This is a genomic window from Streptomyces sp. NPDC093109, assembly GCF_040701725.1.
GTDB lineage: Bacteria > Actinomycetota > Actinomycetes > Streptomycetales > Streptomycetaceae > Streptomyces.
On sequence record NZ_JBFBEZ010000015.1, the window covers coordinates 130,825 to 147,138 of the forward strand.

13 protein-coding genes are annotated in these 16,314 nt (G+C 72.3%); 10 read left to right on the forward strand and 3 right to left on the reverse strand.

What is annotated here, in order from left to right; translation table 11 throughout:
- Positions 1–227 precede the first annotated feature (227 nt).
- Positions 228–1,403 (forward strand): ADP-forming succinate--CoA ligase subunit beta, encoded by a 1,176-nt coding sequence (sucC, locus tag AB0389_RS16950; RefSeq protein WP_366396166.1) that lies wholly within the window; start codon positions 228–230, stop codon positions 1,401–1,403.
- A gap of 21 nt (positions 1,404–1,424) precedes the next feature.
- Positions 1,425–2,309: a succinate--CoA ligase subunit alpha gene (gene sucD, locus AB0389_RS16955; protein ID WP_366396167.1), complete on the forward strand. Its 885-nt coding sequence runs from the start codon at positions 1,425–1,427 to the stop codon at positions 2,307–2,309.
- A 130-nt stretch (positions 2,310–2,439) separates the two neighbouring features.
- On the opposite strand, the gene AB0389_RS16960 is transcribed toward sucD, so the two are convergent.
- Entirely contained in the window at positions 2,440–3,789 is a 1,350-nt protein-coding gene (locus AB0389_RS16960; RefSeq protein WP_366396168.1) for a helix-turn-helix domain-containing protein, read from the reverse strand.
- 125 nt (positions 3,790–3,914) lie between these two features.
- On the opposite strand from AB0389_RS16960, the gene AB0389_RS16965 reads away from it, so the two are divergent.
- Positions 3,915–5,648, forward strand: coding sequence for a DUF6350 family protein (locus tag AB0389_RS16965; protein ID WP_366396169.1), 1,734 nt, complete (start codon positions 3,915–3,917; stop codon positions 5,646–5,648).
- Here the strand turns inward: AB0389_RS16965 and AB0389_RS16970 are convergent.
- Complete coding sequence (locus AB0389_RS16970) at positions 5,638–6,645, reverse strand: hypothetical protein (protein ID WP_366396170.1); 1,008 nt, start codon at positions 6,643–6,645, stop codon at positions 5,638–5,640. The two genes, AB0389_RS16965 and AB0389_RS16970, sit on opposite strands and share 11 nt — an antisense overlap.
- A gap of 287 nt (positions 6,646–6,932) precedes the next feature.
- Between AB0389_RS16970 and purN the strand changes: the two genes are divergently transcribed.
- A complete protein-coding gene (purN, locus tag AB0389_RS16975; RefSeq protein ID WP_366396171.1) occupies positions 6,933–7,571 on the forward strand; it encodes a phosphoribosylglycinamide formyltransferase in 639 nt (212 codons plus the stop codon).
- Positions 7,568–9,130, forward strand: coding sequence for a bifunctional phosphoribosylaminoimidazolecarboxamide formyltransferase/IMP cyclohydrolase (gene purH / locus AB0389_RS16980; protein WP_366396172.1), 1,563 nt, complete (start codon positions 7,568–7,570; stop codon positions 9,128–9,130). Before purN ends, purH begins: the two co-directional genes overlap by 4 nt.
- Positions 9,131–9,220: 90 nt before the next feature.
- Here purH and AB0389_RS16985 read toward each other — a convergent pair whose 3' ends face one another.
- A complete protein-coding gene (locus tag AB0389_RS16985) occupies positions 9,221–9,835 on the reverse strand; it encodes an RDD family protein (protein ID WP_366396173.1) in 615 nt (204 codons plus the stop codon).
- Between the two features lie 249 nt (positions 9,836–10,084).
- Here AB0389_RS16985 and AB0389_RS16990 point away from each other — a divergent pair, with 249 nt between their 5' ends.
- The 5 genes from AB0389_RS16990 (at position 10,085) to AB0389_RS17010 (ending at position 16,256) form a co-directional block, all read left to right on the forward strand.
- Complete coding sequence (locus tag AB0389_RS16990; protein ID WP_366396174.1) at positions 10,085–10,951, forward strand: bifunctional methylenetetrahydrofolate dehydrogenase/methenyltetrahydrofolate cyclohydrolase; 867 nt, start codon at positions 10,085–10,087, stop codon at positions 10,949–10,951.
- Positions 10,952–10,983: 32 nt separating this feature from the next.
- Positions 10,984–11,592: a DUF3017 domain-containing protein gene (locus tag AB0389_RS16995; protein WP_366396175.1), complete on the forward strand. Its 609-nt coding sequence runs from the start codon at positions 10,984–10,986 to the stop codon at positions 11,590–11,592.
- Between the two features lie 467 nt (positions 11,593–12,059).
- Entirely contained in the window at positions 12,060–13,286 is a 1,227-nt protein-coding gene (locus AB0389_RS17000; RefSeq protein ID WP_366396176.1) for an XRE family transcriptional regulator, read from the forward strand.
- Between the two features lie 248 nt (positions 13,287–13,534).
- Positions 13,535–14,524, forward strand: coding sequence for a malate dehydrogenase (locus AB0389_RS17005; protein ID WP_366396177.1), 990 nt, complete (start codon positions 13,535–13,537; stop codon positions 14,522–14,524).
- A gap of 229 nt (positions 14,525–14,753) precedes the next feature.
- Positions 14,754–16,256, forward strand: a complete 1,503-nt coding sequence (locus tag AB0389_RS17010; protein WP_366396178.1) for an aldehyde dehydrogenase family protein — start codon at positions 14,754–14,756, stop codon at positions 16,254–16,256.
- Positions 16,257–16,314: the final 58 nt, after the last annotated feature.

The window sequence follows — 16,314 nt, forward strand, 5'->3', positions numbered from 1 at the left end:
GACGGGTATCACCGCTCTGTGACAGGTATCACCGCTCATGTGTGATCCGCGATTTAGGGACCCACGGCACACGGGGATAACCTGCGAGGCGGACATGCCGCGTACCGGACAGCGTGTACGCCTCCCTCAGTGACAGTGCAGTCACGTTGCCCTTCGCGGCACGCCCACGCAGACAACGAACCCGCGATCACCAGGCTGCGGTTTTAAAAGACAAGGGACGGACGCGCGTGGACCTGTTCGAGTATCAGGCGAGGGACCTCTTCGCCAAGCACGGTGTACCGGTGCTGGCCGGTGAAGTCATCGAAACGCCTGAGGCCGCCCGCGAGGTGACCGAGCGTCTCGGCGGCAAGGCCGTCGTCAAGGCACAGGTCAAGGTCGGTGGCCGCGGAAAGGCCGGCGGCGTGAAGCTGGCCTCCGACGCGGCGGACGCGGTCGAGAAGGCCGGTCAGATCCTGGGCATGGACATCAAGGGCCACACGGTCCACAAGGTCATGCTCGCCCAGACCGCGGACATCGCGGAGGAGTACTACGTCTCCTTCCTGCTGGACCGCACCAACCGGACCTTCCTCGCCATGGCCTCCGTCGAGGGCGGCGTGGAGATCGAGGTCGTCGCGGAGGAGAACCCCGACGCGCTGGCCAAGATCCCGGTCGACGCCAACGAGGGCTGCACGCCCGAGAAGGCCGCCGAGATCGTCGCCGCCGCGAAGTTCCCGGCGGAGATCGCGGACCAGGTCGCGGACGTGCTCCAGAAGCTGTGGACCGTCTTCATCAAGGAGGACGCCCTCCTCGTCGAGGTCAACCCGCTGATCAAGTCCGGCGACGGCAAGATCATCGCGCTCGACGGCAAGGTCTCGCTCGACGAGAACGCCGAGTTCCGCCAGCCGGAGCACGACGCGCTGGAGGACAAGGCCGCGGCGAACCCGCTGGAGGCCGCCGCCAAGGCGAAGAACCTCAACTACGTCAAGCTCGACGGCGAGGTCGGCATCATCGGCAACGGCGCGGGTCTGGTCATGTCGACCCTCGACGTCGTCGCCTACGCCGGTGAGGCGCACGGCGGCGTGAAGCCCGCCAACTTCCTCGACATCGGTGGCGGCGCCTCCGCCGAGGTCATGGCGAACGGCCTGGAGATCATCCTCGGCGACCCGGACGTCAAGTCCGTGTTCGTCAACGTCTTCGGTGGCATCACCGCGTGCGACGAGGTCGCCAACGGCATCGTCCAGGCGCTGGAGCTGCTCGCCAGCAAGGGCGAGAAGGTCGAGAAGCCGCTGGTCGTGCGGCTCGACGGCAACAACGCGGAGCTGGGTCGCAAGATCCTGTCCGACGCCAACCACCCGCTCGTGCAGCGCGTGGACACCATGGACGGCGCGGCCGACAAGGCCGCCGAGCTGGCCGCGGCCAAGTAAAAGGACAGGGACTCCAACACCATGGCTATTTTCCTGACCAAGGAAAGCAAGGTCATCGTCCAGGGGATGACCGGCGCCACCGGCATGAAGCACACCAAGCTCATGCTCGCCGACGGCACCAACATCGTCGGCGGCGTGAACCCCCGTAAGGCCGGTACGTCCGTCGAGTTCGGCGAGACCTCCGTACCCGTCTTCGGGTCGGTGGCCGACGCCATCGAGAAGACCGGCGCCGACGTCTCCGTCGTCTTCGTGCCGCCGGCCTTCGCCAAGGCCGCCGTCGTCGAGGCGATCGACGCCGAGATCGGTCTCGTCGTCGTCATCACCGAGGGCATCGCGGTCCACGACTCCGCCGCCTTCTGGGCGTACGCGAGCAGCAAGGGCAACAAGACCCGCATCATCGGTCCGAACTGCCCCGGCCTGATCACCCCCGGTCAGTCCAACGCCGGCATCATCCCGGGCGACATCACCAAGCCCGGCCGTATCGGTCTCGTGTCCAAGTCCGGCACGCTGACCTACCAGATGATGTACGAGCTGCGCGACATCGGCTTCTCGTCGGCCGTCGGCATCGGTGGCGACCCGGTCATCGGTACGACGCACATCGACGCGCTCGCCGCGTTCGAGGCCGACCCCGAGACCGACCTGATCGTGATGATCGGCGAGATCGGCGGCGACGCCGAGGAGCGCGCGGCCGACTACATCGCGAAGAACGTCACCAAGCCGGTCGTCGGCTACGTCGCGGGCTTCACCGCGCCCGAGGGCAAGACCATGGGCCACGCCGGCGCCATCGTCTCCGGCTCCTCCGGCACGGCCCAGGCGAAGAAGGAGGCCCTGGAGGCCGCCGGTGTGAAGGTCGGCAAGACCCCGACCGAGACGGCCGGGCTCGCCCGCGCCATCCTCGCCGGCTGACACCGGTCGGAAGACCAACGGTCACGGCACCCGCGCGTGGGCCCGTACTCCTTTCGGGGGGTACGGGCCCACGCGCGTTTCGCGGTCCGCCGTGCCGGACGGCTCGCTCCGGTTACTCCGGTTACTCCGGTTACTCCGCGCGTGGCACGAGGCGGTACGGGCCGGTCGCCGGCTGGGCACGGAGATGGGCGCGGAGCTTCACGTCCTGCGGGGTCAGCCGCTGCGGCCCGGCCGCCGCGGGGACGCCGCCGACCCGCTCACCGGCGGCCACCGGCGCGTGGTACTGGGTCGGGGCGGTGGTCACGGTGAAGGCCGTCGCGCCGACGATCAGCGTGGTGAAGGAGATGGCGGCCCGCGTCCAGAGCCGGACCCGCCGCTCGCTGCGCGTCCGTACGGCCCCCGGTGGCGCGAGCGACGGCGGGGTGACCGCGCCGGCCAGCGCGTCGAGGCGCGCGTGCAGCAGCGCCGGATCGGCCAGCTCGGGCAGGTGCGCGGCGAGCGCGTCGCGGGCGTACGTCAGCCGGTTGACGGTGGCCGGGGTGCTCGCCTCGGTCTCGGCGGCGGTCTCCGGCAGATCGAGCCGCAGACCGTCGTAGAGCAGCAGCGTGCGGCGGTACGCGGGCGGCAGCGCGAGCAGCGCCTCGTGCAGCGCCCGGGCGCCGGGGCCCTGGAGTTCGCCGGGGGTCGCCGGATCGGGGTGCCGGTGGGCGCGGCGCATCGAGTGCCAGGGCGACATCGCGTACTCGTACGCGGCGACCCGTACCCAGCTCGGCGGATCGCGGTCGACGGCGACCTCGGGCCAGCGCCGCCAGGCCAGGTGGAACGCCTGCTCGACGGACTCCTTGGACAGGGCGCGCCGTCCGGTGAGCAGGAACGTCTGCCGGGCGAGGGCGGGTCCGGTGTGCGTGTACAGCACGTCGAACGCTTCCTCGGGGGTGGTCGCGGCGGCGAGGGCGGCTGCCTCGGCGGCCTTCGCGGCGGCGGCCCGCGCGGCTGCCTCGGCCTCGGCCACCGCCGCTTCCGCCGCCGCATCCGAGGCATCCACCGCGACCTCGGTCTCCGCTTCGCGCCGGGCCGCTGACGCCGCGTCGGCTCCGCCGTCGGGAGGCGCCACGAGCACGGCCGCGGCGGCCACCGGCTCCGCGTGCTGCTCCGGGCGGTCCTGGAGCGGCGCGTCGTGGGTGCTCAGGAGGCGGGCCGCCGTACGTTCCTGAGCGGCCTTCACCGCCGCGCGCTCCGTTCGCAGCGCCAGCTCCGCCCGCTCCCGCAGCTCCGCCTCGATCCCGGCCAGCAGCTTCGCGTACGACTCCCGCTTACGGCCCCGGGGAGTCGTACGGCCGGTCTCCCAGGACCTGATCGTCGACCGCGTGACCCCCATCGCCGTCGCGATCTGCTTCTCCGTCATCGGCTTCGCCTCACGCAGCCTGCGGCGTTCCTCGGGAGGCGGCAGGGTGGCGCTCTGCGTGGTGTTCTGCGTCATGTGGGGCTCCCCGCAGCACGATACTGGGTAAAAAAGCACATAAACGTATATTGGGCGACACGGCGAGTATTCGCCTGTTACGTGGATACGGCGCGTGTCGTGGGCAGCATGAAGCTGTGACCCAAATGACCGAGCGCAGCACGCCGTTGTCATCGGCCTCCGCGGTGGAGCGGGGCCGGGCCGCCGCGCTGACCGCCTCTTTCCTCCGCGGAGCCATCGCCGCGGGCCTCGGACTCGGCGCGCTCGCCGTGCTGGTGATGGCGGCGTGGATCATCTCGCCGTACCCGGACAGCGGCGCCGGCGGGGCCCTGCGGGTGGCGGCAGGGCTCTGGCTGCTGGCGCACGGAGTCGAGCTGATCCGTCCCGACACCCTGTCAGGGACCCCGGCGCCGCTCGGTGTCGTGCCGATACTCCTCGTCGCGCTGCCGGTCTGGCTGGTGTACCGGACGGTGCGGGACACGCTCGAACCGGACGAGGGGCGGCCACGGCTCACCGCGTTCGGCGCGGTGTCCACGGTCTGCTGCGGATATCTGCTGGTCGGCGCCGCCGCCGTGGTCTTCGCGGCGCGCGGCCCGCTGATCGGGGCGCCGTCGCGCGCGGCCGTCGCGCTGCCGGTCCTGACGGTGGTGTCCGCGGTGGCCGGGGTGTGGCGGGCGGGCGGCCACCGGCGCGGCGCGCTGCCGCGGCGGCTCCCCGGGTTCGTACGGACGGCGCTGGTCCGTACGGTGTGGGCGCCCGGCGCGCGGAGACGGGCGGCGGTGGCGGCGCGGGCGGGGGCCGCGGCCGTACTGCTGCTGCTGGGCGGTGGCGCGCTGCTCGTCGGGGTGTCGCTGGGATGGCACATGGACCCGGCGCACGCGTCGTTCGTGAGCCTGGCGGGGGACTGGTCGGGGCGGTTCGCCGTCCTGCTGCTCGGGCTGGCCCTGGTGCCGAACGCGGCGGTCTGGGGCGCGGCGTACGGCCTGGGCCCCGGCTTCGCGCTCGGTACGGCGGCGACGGCCACCCCCCTCGGGGTCGTCGGCACCCCCGCGCTGCCGTCCTTCCCGCTCCTCGCGGCGGTGCCGGGCGTCGGCCCCGGGACCGCCGTGAACTGGGCGGCCGGGGCGGTCCCGGTGGCGGCGGGGCTGGCGGTCGCCTGGTTCACGGTCCGTACGGCGGCGCCCCCGTACTCCGTACGGGACGAGGCGTGGGGCGTACGCGAGACAGCGCTGACGGCGGGGCTCGGCGGCGGGGTGTGCGCCGTGCTGACGGCGGGTCTGGCGGCGTTGTCGGGCGGGCCGCTGGGCAATGCCGAGCTGGCGGCCTTCGGCCCGGTGTGGTGGCTGACGGGCGCGGCGGCGCTGGGCTGGACGGTGGTCCTCGGGGTGCCGCTGGCCCTGCTGCTGCGGGCCTGGCGGCTGCGGGAGCGGCGGGCGGACGCGCTGCCGGAGACGGAGACGGAGGCGGAGACGGAGCCGGGGACGGAGGTGCCGGGGGCCGGGGATCCGGGGGCGGCGACGGCGGGTGGCGGCCGGCGGCGGGCGCCCTGGCGGCGCCGCACGCCCAGGGAAGCGGTCGCGGACGCGGACGCGGGCTCGGGCACGGGCACGGGCGTACCGGCCGCCGATCCCGACTCCGTGCCGTACGACGTCCTGCCGGCCGCCGCGTGGCACGAGCGCGGGGCGCGCCAGGTGCGGTGGGCGGCGTTCAAGGAGGCGTCGGGCGGGCTGATGGCCGACTTCCCGGGAGCCCCGGCACCTTCCGGTGCCCCCGCCCCCGCCGCCACCCTCACCCCCGCTCCGGCGGGGCCGGAGCTGACGGGGGGTGAGCGGGGCGAGCGGGACGAGCGGCCGGTGGCAGGGCCCGCTCCTACTCCTTGACGCCGAAGAGGCGCTCCACCGAGTGCGGCAGCAGTTCGTTGCAGGAGAGCTGGCCGGTCTTGGTGAGCGCGTCGTTCACACAGGAGTAGTAGTCGGGGTAGGCCAGTCGCACGCCGAAGGTCGTCGCGACGAAGACCAGCGCGAGCGCGGCGGCGACCAGGCCGGTCACCGCGGCCGTCCGCTGCGGCCGGGTGGACGGTGCGGCGCCCTTGTCCGGCGGCGGGGTCTTTGTCATACGCACCGGAGCGGGTGAGGCGCCGACGGCACCGGAGGAGCCATCGGTGACCGCGCTCTTCGCGTCCCCCTTGGCGTCTCCCTTGGCATCCCCCTGCGCGTCTCCCTTCGCGTCCTCCGGCTTGTCCGTCGTCGCCTTCTGCTTGTTACGGAGCGAGCTGGCGCCCCAGTAGACGGCGAGCGAGCCGAGCAGGAGCGCGGCCTCGGGCAGCCGGAAGAGCACGAAGAAGAGGGCCCACATCCCGGCGAGCAGCGCGTACCGGGCACGGCGCTGGGACACGTCCGTCGGATCCCAGCGCAGCCCGCCGCGACCGCCGTCGGGGCTGTCCTGGCCGCCGTCCTGCCCTGGCTGTCCGCCCTGGCCCTGCGGGGTGCCGGGCCGGCTGCCGAAGCCGCCCGACGAGCGGCCGGGCTGGCGGCTGCTCCACTGGCTGCCCCAGCCGCTCCGGCCGGAGCCCTCGTCGGTGGAGCCGCCGTTCTCCGGGAGGCGCGGCTGCCACGGCCGGTCGGGCGTGCCCTCGGGCGGCGGTGCGAACGGATTGTCCTCGGGGGCGCCCGACGGCTTGCGGGTGCTCCCCGAAGGCGCGGAAGGCGCGGAAGGCGCGGAAGGCGCGGAATCGGAGGGCTCCGAGGGCTCCGGGGAATCCGAGGAGTCCGAGGCCCCCGGCGAACCGGTGGAGGAGGACTGGCGTTCCCGTGGCAGCAGCACCGGTCCAGCGGGCGGCGGGAGGTGGAGAGCTGTGCGGCGGCGTCGGTCCGGCATCTGGTGAACGTCTTCCCCTCAGACCCTGCGCGCGGGGGTCTTGTCTCGTCACGTCATGGTCCGTCCTGGAGACGGGCCCGTCCCCAGACGCTACCTCCCGGCCCAGGTCTTGTCGTCCAGGCCCCTTGCCGTGCACCGGGCCCCGCAGGGGTCCCGGCCCCCGTCCCGAGGGGGCCGGGCCGGCTGCCGGTATCGTTGCTGCCGGTCGGCTTCTTCGTAGAGTTCCCCGTATCGGGGGGCACGACTCGTTCGTACGACCGCACAAAGCTCCAAGAAAGGCGCCCGCTGTGGCCTCCCCTCCCTCCGGCCGGACGGCCCCCGCCCGGCTCGTGGTTCTCGTCTCCGGCTCCGGTACGAACCTCCAAGCCCTGCTGGACGCCATCGGCGACGACCCCGCCGGTTACGGGGCGGCGGTCGTCGCCGTCGGTGCCGACCGGGACGCGATCGCCGGTCTGGAGCGCGCCGAGCGCGCCGGGCTGCCGACCTTCGTCCGGCGCGTGAAGGACTACGGAACGCGGGACGAGTGGGACGCCGCGCTCGCCGCGGCGACCGCCGAGTACGAACCGGATCTCGTGATCTCGGCCGGTTTCATGAAGATCGTGGGCAAGGAGTTCCTCGCCCGATTCGCCGGCCGGACCGTCAACACGCACCCCGCCCTGCTCCCCAGCTTTCCCGGTGCCCACGGTGTGCGCGACGCGCTCGCCTACGGAGCGAAGGTCACCGGCTGCACCGTCCACTTCGTCGACGACGGCGTCGACACCGGCCCGATCATCGCGCAGGGCGTGGTCGAGGTACGGGACGAGGACGATGAGGACGCTCTTCACGAGCGCATCAAGGAAGTCGAGCGACGGCTGCTCGTCGAGGTCGTGGGGCGTCTGGCCCGGCACGGCTATCGCATTGAGGGACGAAAGGTAACGATCCAGTGACCGCCGAAGGTACGAAGCGCCCTATCCGCAGGGCTCTGGTCAGCGTCTACGACAAGACCGGCCTCGAAGAGCTGGCCCGTGGACTGCACGAGGCGGGCGTCACCCTGGTCTCGACCGGCTCCACCGCCGCGAAGATCGCCGCCGCGGGCGTGCCGGTCACCAAGGTCGAGGAGCTGACCGGCTTCCCCGAGTGCCTGGACGGCCGGGTCAAGACGCTGCACCCGCGCGTCCACGCGGGCATCCTCGCGGACCTCCGGCTGGACTCGCACCGCGAGCAGCTCGCCGAGCTGGAGATCGAGCCGTTCGACCTCGTCGTCGTGAACCTCTACCCGTTCCGCGAGACGGTCGCCTCCGGCGCCTCCGCCGACGAGTGCGTCGAGCAGATCGACATCGGCGGCCCCTCCATGGTCCGCGCCGCCGCCAAGAACCACCCCTCCGTCGCGGTCGTCACCAGCCCCGAGCGGTACGCGGACGTCCTCGGCGCCGTCCAGAACGGCGGGTTCGACCTCACGACCCGCAAGCGCCTCGCGGCGGAGGCGTTCCAGCACACCGCCGCGTACGACGTGGCTGTTGCCCTCTGGTTCGCCGACGACTACGCCGCACCGGACGACTCGGGCTTCCCGGACTTCCTCGGCGCCACGTACTCCCGTAAGAACGTGCTCCGTTACGGCGAGAACCCGCACCAGCCCGCCGCGCTCTACACCAGCGCCGAGGGCGGTCTCGCGGAGGCCGAGCAGCTGCACGGCAAGGAGATGTCGTACAACAACTACACGGACACGGACGCCGCCCACCGTGCCGCGTACGACCACGCCGAGCCGTGCGTCGCGATCATCAAGCACGCCAACCCGTGCGGGATCGCCATCGGTGACGATGTCGCCGAGGCGCACCGCAAGGCGCACGCGTGCGACCCGCTGTCCGCGTTCGGCGGTGTGATCGCCGTCAACCGGCCGGTCTCCGTCGCGATGGCCGAGCAGGTCGCCGAGATCTTCACCGAGGTCATCGTCGCGCCCGGCTACGAGGACGGCGCCGTCGAGGTGCTCGCCCGTAAGAAGAACATCCGCGTGCTGCGCTGCCCCGACGCCCCTTCGGCGCGGGCCGAGGTCAAGCTGATCGACGGCGGCGCGCTGCTCCAGGTCACCGACCGGCTCCAGGCCGACGGCGACGACCCGGCCAACTGGACCCTCGCGACCGGCGAGGCGCTGAGCGAGGACGAGCTGCGCGAACTGGCCTTCGCGTGGAAGGCGTCGCGCGCGGTCAAGTCCAACGCGATCCTGCTGGCCAAGGGCGGTGCCTCGGTGGGCGTCGGCATGGGCCAGGTCAACCGCGTCGACTCCGCGAAGCTCGCGGTCGAGCGGGCGGGGGAGGAGCGGGCGAGCGGCTCGTACGCGGCGTCCGACGCGTTCTTCCCGTTCCCCGACGGCCTGGAGATCCTGCTGGCGGCCGGCGTCAAGGCGGTTGTGCAGCCGGGCGGATCCGTCCGTGACGAGCTGGTCGTCGAGGCGGCGAAGAAGGCGGGCGCGACGATGTACTTCACGGGAACGCGCCACTTCTTCCACTGAGTCCAGTCCTGCCACTGAGCGGGCCCACCCACGGCGAAGGCCGCGTTCCCTCCGGGGAACGCGGCCTTCGAGCCGTTGATCAGGCGTTGCTCACTTGGACTTGACGACGACCGTCGAGCAGACCTTGTCCGCGAACGTCTGCTTCTTCTGGTCCCACAGCGGCCACAGCCAGCCGAGGTAGCAGGCGATGTTGTCCAGGAAGTGGGCGAGCCCGCGGACGAACGACATACCGGCGCCGATCGGCTGGCCGTCGCTCTCGCGCAGCAGCCGGATCCCCACGACCTTCTTGCCGACCGTCTGACCGGTCGAGCCCTCCTGGATCACCTGCCAGATGAAGATGCCGAGCATGCCGAGCCCGCCGACAAGGGCGAGGACCGGACCGATGCCGCCGTCGGAGTTGCCGCCGGCGAGGAGTATGAAGTACGGCACCACGTACAGCAGACCGTCGATGATCTTGCCGCCGACCCGCAGGCCCCAGTGGGCGAGTTCCGGCATGCCGCCGCCGTAGCCGGGCTGGCCCTGCGGGTAGGCGCCGTACGGCTGACCGGGCTGGCCCGGCTGCTGGGGATAGCCGTAACCCTGCGGCGGTACGCCCTGGGGGGCCTGCTGCGGGTAGCCGTAACCGGGCTGGGGCGGCTGTCCCGGCTGCGGCTGTCCCGGCTGGCCCTGCTGGCCGTACGGGTTGTTGGGGTCGCCGAAACTCATGGGGAAATTCCTCCGTTGGTGGTGCTGGGGACGACGAGGCCCGCATGGAGGAACTTCTCAGGTACTACTGAGCGGTCTGCCCCCCGAAATCATGCCGGCCGCGCGCTGCGCGGTAATGGTGGTATTAACGGCACATTCTTGTCCAGTGGCTTTCGGCAGCTGTTGTGCAAGTGCAACCTCCTGCCCCGGTACGGGCCCGGATCCGGGCCTGATTGGAACAGCGGAGGGGTAATCCGCGAGGATGGGGGTATGAGCGCCCAGATTCTCGATGGCAAGGCCACCGCAGCCGCGATCAAGTCCGATCTCACCGTCCGCGTGGCGGCCCTCAAGGAGCGGGGGATAACGCCGGGCCTGGGGACCCTGCTCGTCGGCGACGACCCGGGCAGCCGCTGGTACGTGAACGGCAAGCACCGCGACTGCGCCCAGGTCGGCATCGCCTCGATCGAGCGGGAACTGCCCGACACTGCCTCCCAGGAGGAGATCGAGGCGGTGGTGGCGGAGCTGAACGCCAACCCCGAGTGCACCGGCTACATCGTCCAGCTCCCGCTGCCCAAGGGCATCGACACCAACCGCGTGCTGGAGCTGATGGATCCGGCCAAGGACGCCGACGGGCTGCACCCGATGAGCCTCGGCCGGCTGGTGCTCAACGAGGAGGGCCCGCTGCCCTGCACCCCGTACGGCATCATCCAGCTGCTGCGCCACCACGGCGTCGAGATCGCGGGCGCGCATGTGGTGGTCGTGGGCCGCGGGATCACCGTCGGCCGGTCGATGCCGCTGCTGCTGACCCGGCGGACGGAGAACGCGACGGTGACGCAGTGCCACACCGGCACCCGCGATCTGCCCGCGCTGCTCAAGCAGGCGGACATCATCGTGGCGTCGGCGGGCGTGCCGCACCTCATCAACCCCGAGGACGTCAAGGAGGGCGCCGTCGTCCTCGACGTCGGCGTCAGCCGTGACGCGGACGGCAAGATCGTCGGCGATGTCCACCCGGGGGTCGCGGACGTGGCCTCCTGGATCTCGCCGAACCCGGGCGGGGTCGGCCCCATGACCCGCGCCCAGCTGCTGGCCAATGTCGTCGAGGCGGCCGAACGCACCGTTGCCGCGGACGCGGGCTGAGCGCGGGCCGAAGCGGAAAGGGGCACCACACCATGGGTGCGAGTAGGCCCGTAGAGCCGGGCCCGGGTGAACCGGACGAGGCCCTTGTGAAGAACGACGGGGATGGCGGTCCCGAGGCTGCCGAAGGCGAAGGCGAAGCCGGAGCCGGCGCTGGCGCTGGCGCTGACGCTGAAAGCACCGAGGCCGCGGGTGCGACGCCCGTGCCTGTGCCCGCGCGCGCCGACACGCGCCCGGACCCGGCCGACGACCCCGGCAGCCGCTTCTCGCTCACCCAGGACACGGCGCGCCCCGAGGGCGGCGGCCGGGCGGCCCCCCGCGATGCCGCCGCGCCGGTCCGGCAGTGGCCGCTGCTCGCCGTGCTCGGCACGATCGGGCTCGGGCTGCTGATCGTCGGTCTGCACCCCTTCGCCGAGGCCGTCCGGATCGGCACGATCCTCATCGGCGTCGCCCTGATCGCCGCCGCGGTCCTGCGCCGCGTCCTGCCGTCCGTCGGGATGCTCGCCGTCCGGTCGCGCTTCACCGACATGCTGACGTACGGCCTGCTCGGGGTCGCGATCGTGCTGCTGTCCCTGATGACGCAGCCGAAGCCGTGGCTGGAGATCCCGTTCCTGGAGGACATCGTCCACTCGACCGTGCCGTAGCCGGGTCGCTCCTCACGGCGTCCGTAACGGCGTCCGTACGGCGTCCGTTCTCTCCTCCGGGTTCCCCCGGGACGAGGACGGGCGCCGTTCCCGTACGGCGGTGAGATCAGCGTCACGGACCGCGAGGGGGCGTTCCAGGTCAGGAGGTGGCCCGTGGCACGGAACGGATGGGAGACTGAGGCGGTGATCGAAGCCGGGGGCGCGCGACGGCGCGCGAAGACGGCTCCGGTTGCTTCCATGCGCTGCTGGTGAGGGAACTGGCATCCTGGCTCGGAACATCCCTGTGGGTAGTCCGTGAGGTGGATCCGTACGGGCCGACGCGAGTCGGTCCCGGCGCGGCCGGCTCGGGGACCGGAGCGCCGTGGGGCTCCGCCGACGAGAACCGGGGGCGGTGAGCGCGGAGGCGGCAGGGGGATGTACGGCGCGGGGCACATCAGGCACGTGCGGGGGGACAAGGGGGAGGCAGAATGCCTCGTTGGAAGGCGCTTCCGGAGGAACTGGACCCGGAAGTCAGCGAATTCACGCTTCAGTTGCGCGGGCTGGTCGACCGCAGTGGTCTGAGCATCGCCGCGGTGGGCGACAGGACCGGTTACAGCAAGACGTCGTGGGAGCGGTATCTCAACGGCCGGCTGCTCGCGCCCAAGGGCGCGATCGTCGCCCTGGCCGAGGTCACCGGCACGCATCAGGCGCATCTGATCACCATGTGGGAGCTGGCGGAACGGGCCTGGAGCCGCTCCGAGATGCGGCACGACATGACGATGGAAGCGATACGGATCTCCCAGGCGCGGCAGGCGCTCGGCGAGTTCAGCCCGGGAGCGGCCGGCAGCACCCGTGGCCCGGACGGTTCCGGTGGACCCAAGCCCAAGCCCGGCTCCGGCGGACGCGGGGGGCGCGCGCCGGGGGCGGCGGGCGCGACCATCGACTTCGGCGCCGGCGCGCGCGGCGGCAGGCCGGGCGTGGGCCCGGTCCAGGGACCCGGCTTGGGCCAGGGCCCTGGCGCCGTACCGCAGCAGCGGGGCCCCGGGGGGACCGGACAGGCCGCTCCCGGCCAGGCGTACGGCGGGTACGGCGGTTACGGCCCCGCCGGAGCCCCCGGTGCGGTCCAGGGCCCGGCGCGCCAAGGCGGCCCGGGCGGTCCCGGTGGACAGGGCGGGCCCGGCGGCCCTGCCGGCCCCGGACCCGGGCGTCCGCGGCGCCGTGCGCTGGTCTTCGGCGCGGCGATCGTCGGCGCGCTGGTGGTCGCGGGCGGCGCGCTGCTGATGCTGAACCTCGGCGGTGACGGCGACACCGACAAGACCGTCGCCCAGTCCCCGACCCCCACCCCGTCCGCCAGCAAGCCCGTCCTGCCCGAAGGGGTGGAGTGCTCCGGCGACGACTGCACGGGCAAGGACCCGGAGGAGATGGGCTGCGGCGGCCAGTACGCCGAGACCGTCTCCAGCGCCACGGTCGGTACGACCCTGGTCGAGGTCCGCTACAGCAAGACCTGCGGCGCCGCCTGGGCGAGGATCACGCAGGCGGCGATCGGCGACGAGGTGCGGATCAGCTCGCTCCGGGCCACCGGCGAGGAGCAGACCGGCACGGTGGAGACGACCGCGGACGCGTACACGCCCATGGCCGCCGTTCCCGACGCCGACAGCGCGAAGGCCTGCGCGACGCTCGTGAACGGTACGAAGGGGTGCACGACGGCGGAGTGACCGGCCGGGGGCTCACCACCCCGGCGTACCCCGCGTGCGCGCCCCCGGAAGCCGCGCGCGAGCCCTGCGTGAGCCGTGCCACAACGGGGGCGTGGGTGAGGGCTCGCCCGGGTCCGATAGCCTGACCGCTGGATATCTCTTCACGTCAAGATTCAGTCCAGCGATGGGCCGGTTGTCGGAGTCGGGGAGATGTCCCGCACCCAGGGGCAGGGACCCCCGCCACCGCCAGCTGTCTTACGGAGATCGCCATGACCCGCACTCCCGTGAATGTCACCGTCACCGGCGCGGCCGGCCAGATCGGCTACGCGCTGCTCTTCCGCATCGCCTCCGGCCACCTGCTCGGCTCGGACGTGCCGGTCAAGCTGCGCCTTCTGGAGATCCCGCAGGGTCTCAAGGCCGCAGAGGGCACCGCGATGGAGCTGGACGACTGCGCGTTCCCGCTGCTCAGCGGCATCGAGATCACCGACGACCCGAACGTCGCCTTCGACGGCGCGAACGTCGCCCTGCTGGTCGGCGCCCGCCCCCGTACGAAGGGCATGGAGCGCGGTGACCTGCTCGCCGCCAACGGCGGCATCTTCAAGCCGCAGGGCAAGGCCATCAACGACCACGCCGCCGACGACATCAAGGTCCTCGTCGTGGGCAACCCGGCCAACACCAACGCGCTGATCGCCCGCTCCGCCGCGCCCGACGTACCGGCCGAGCGCTTCACCGCCATGACGCGCCTCGACCACAACCGCGCCATCTCGCAGCTCGCCGCGAAGACCGGCGCCGCCGTCTCCGACATCAAGCGGCTGACGATCTGGGGCAACCACTCCGCCACCCAGTACCCGGACATCTTCCACGCGGAGATCGCCGGCAAGAACGCCGCCGAGACCGTCAACGACGAGGTGTGGCTGGCCGACACCTTCATCCCGACCGTCGCCAAGCGCGGCGCGGCGATCATCGAGGCCCGTGGCGCCTCCTCCGCCGCCTCCGCCGCCAACGCGGCCATCGACCACGTCCACACGTGGGTCAACGGCACCGCCGCGGGCGACTGGACCTCGATGGGTATCCCGTCGGACGGTTCGTACGGTGTGCCGGAGGGCCTGATCTCCTCGTTCCCCGTCACCACCAAGGACGGCTCGTACGAGATCGTCCAGGGCCTGGAGATCAACGACTTCTCGCGCGCGCGGATCGACGCCTCCGTCAAGGAGCTGGCCGAGGAGCGCGACGCGGTGCGCGAGCTGGGCCTGATCTGAGCACTTCGCACGCTCCCCTTTCCTGAGAACGCCCCCGGCATCCGCGCCGGGGGCGTTCTCCGTGCGTACGAGTTCCCCCGACACGCGTGACCCGGCGCACTTTCCGTCACGCCATGCGCATGGTTTCCGCTCACCGGGGCAGGCACCGGAATCCCCAGTCCTCGCTGGTGGAGAACGTTCCGGTCGGGATTCCGGCAAAGGATTCCGGTAAGGGAAGGCAATACGCGACGTGTCGGCACAACAGACGATTCATGTGGACGGAAAGTGGCGTGAAGCCGCGTCCGGCGCCACACGCGACATCCTCGACCCCGCCGACGCGACGGTGCTCGCCGTCGTGTCCGAGGGCGGGGCCGAGGACGCCGACGCGGCCGTCGCCGCCGCGCGCAGGGCGTTCGACGAGGGCCCGTGGCCCCGTACCCCCGTGGCCGAACGGGCGGCGCTGCTGCGCCGTACCGCCGAGCTGCTCGTACGCAACCGCGAGAAGATCGCCCTGCTGGAGAGCCGGGACGCGGGCAAGACCCTGGAGGAGGGCCGGGTCGACGTCGACTGCGTCGCCGACGCCTTCCGGTACTTCGCGGACCTCGTGATGAACGAGAGCGGCGGCCGGGTCGTCGACGCCGGCTCCGCCACCGTCCACAGCGTGGTCGTGCATGAACCCGTCGGGGTCTGCGCGCTCATCACGCCCTGGAACTACCCGCTGCTCCAGGCCAGTTGGAAGATCGCCCCGGCGCTCGCGGCGGGCAACACCTTTGTGATCAAGCCGAGCGAGCTCACCCCGCTCTCCACCGTCGACCTCATGGACCTGCTCGCCGAGGCCGGTCTGCCGCCCGGCGTCGCCAACCTCGTGACCGGCGCGGGCGACCCGGTCGGCGCCCGGATGTCCGCGCACCCGGACGTCGACCTCGTCTCGTTCACCGGCGGCCTGAGCAGCGGTACGAAGGTGATGCAGGCCGCCGCGCCCGGTGTGAAGAAAGTCGCGCTCGAACTCGGCGGCAAGAACCCCAACGTCGTCTTCGCCGACGCCTGCGCCACCGACGAGGGCTTCGACACCGCCGTCGACCAGGCCCTGAACGCCGCGTTCATCCACAGCGGCCAGGTCTGCTCCGCCGGCTCGCGCCTCATCGTCGAGGAGTCCCTGCGCGAGCGCTTCGTCGCCGAACTCGCCCGCCGCGCCGGGCGCATCCGCCTCGGCCGCGGCACAGAACCTGGCGTGGAGTGCGGACCGCTCGTATCGGACCGGCAGCTCGCCAGGACCGAGGAGTACGTGGCGTCCGCGCTCGCCGAGGGCGCCGTGCTGCGCGCGGGCGGCGTCCGCCCCGACCCGTCGGACGCACGCCCGGCGGCCGGCTACTTCTACCGGCCGACGGTCCTCGACCAGTGCCACCGCGAGATGCGCGTCGTACGGGAGGAGATCTTCGGCCCGGTCCTGACCGTCGAGACGTTCCGTACGGAGGACGAGGCCGTCGCCCTCGCCAACGACACCGAGTACGGCCTCGCCGGCGCCGTCTGGAGCGCCGATCCGGGGCGCGCGCGGCGGGTGGCCGGGCGGCTGCGGCACGGCACCGTATGGATCAACGACTTCCACCCCTACCTCCCGCAGGCCGAGTGGGGCGGCTTCGGCAAGTCCGGCGTCGGCCGGGAGCTGGGACCGGCCGGGCTGGCCGAGTACCGCGAGGCGAAGCACATCTACCAGAACCTCGAACCGCGCCCGGTGCGCTGGTTCGCGGGCTGAGCCGCCCGCCGGCATGGCTGTACGGGCGCCCGCACCGCCCCCGCAGACCCACGTATCC

Coding starts and splice junctions, on each gene's coding strand:
- AB0389_RS16985 (WP_366396173.1), bottom strand. CDS start 9,835: ATGAGTTTCGGCGACCCCAACAACCCGTACGGCCAGCAGGGCCAGCCG.
- AB0389_RS16970 (WP_366396170.1), bottom strand. CDS start 6,645: ATGCCGGACCGACGCCGCCGCACAGCTCTCCACCTCCCGCCGCCCGCT.
- AB0389_RS16965 (WP_366396169.1), top strand. CDS start 3,915: ATGACCGAGCGCAGCACGCCGTTGTCATCGGCCTCCGCGGTGGAGCGG.
- AB0389_RS17005 (WP_366396177.1), top strand. CDS start 13,535: ATGACCCGCACTCCCGTGAATGTCACCGTCACCGGCGCGGCCGGCCAG.
- AB0389_RS16995 (WP_366396175.1), top strand. CDS start 10,984: ATGGGTGCGAGTAGGCCCGTAGAGCCGGGCCCGGGTGAACCGGACGAG.
- sucD (WP_366396167.1), top strand. CDS start 1,425: ATGGCTATTTTCCTGACCAAGGAAAGCAAGGTCATCGTCCAGGGGATG.
- AB0389_RS16990 (WP_366396174.1), top strand. CDS start 10,085: ATGAGCGCCCAGATTCTCGATGGCAAGGCCACCGCAGCCGCGATCAAG.
- AB0389_RS16960 (WP_366396168.1), bottom strand. CDS start 3,789: ATGACGCAGAACACCACGCAGAGCGCCACCCTGCCGCCTCCCGAGGAA.
- AB0389_RS17000 (WP_366396176.1), top strand. CDS start 12,060: ATGCCTCGTTGGAAGGCGCTTCCGGAGGAACTGGACCCGGAAGTCAGC.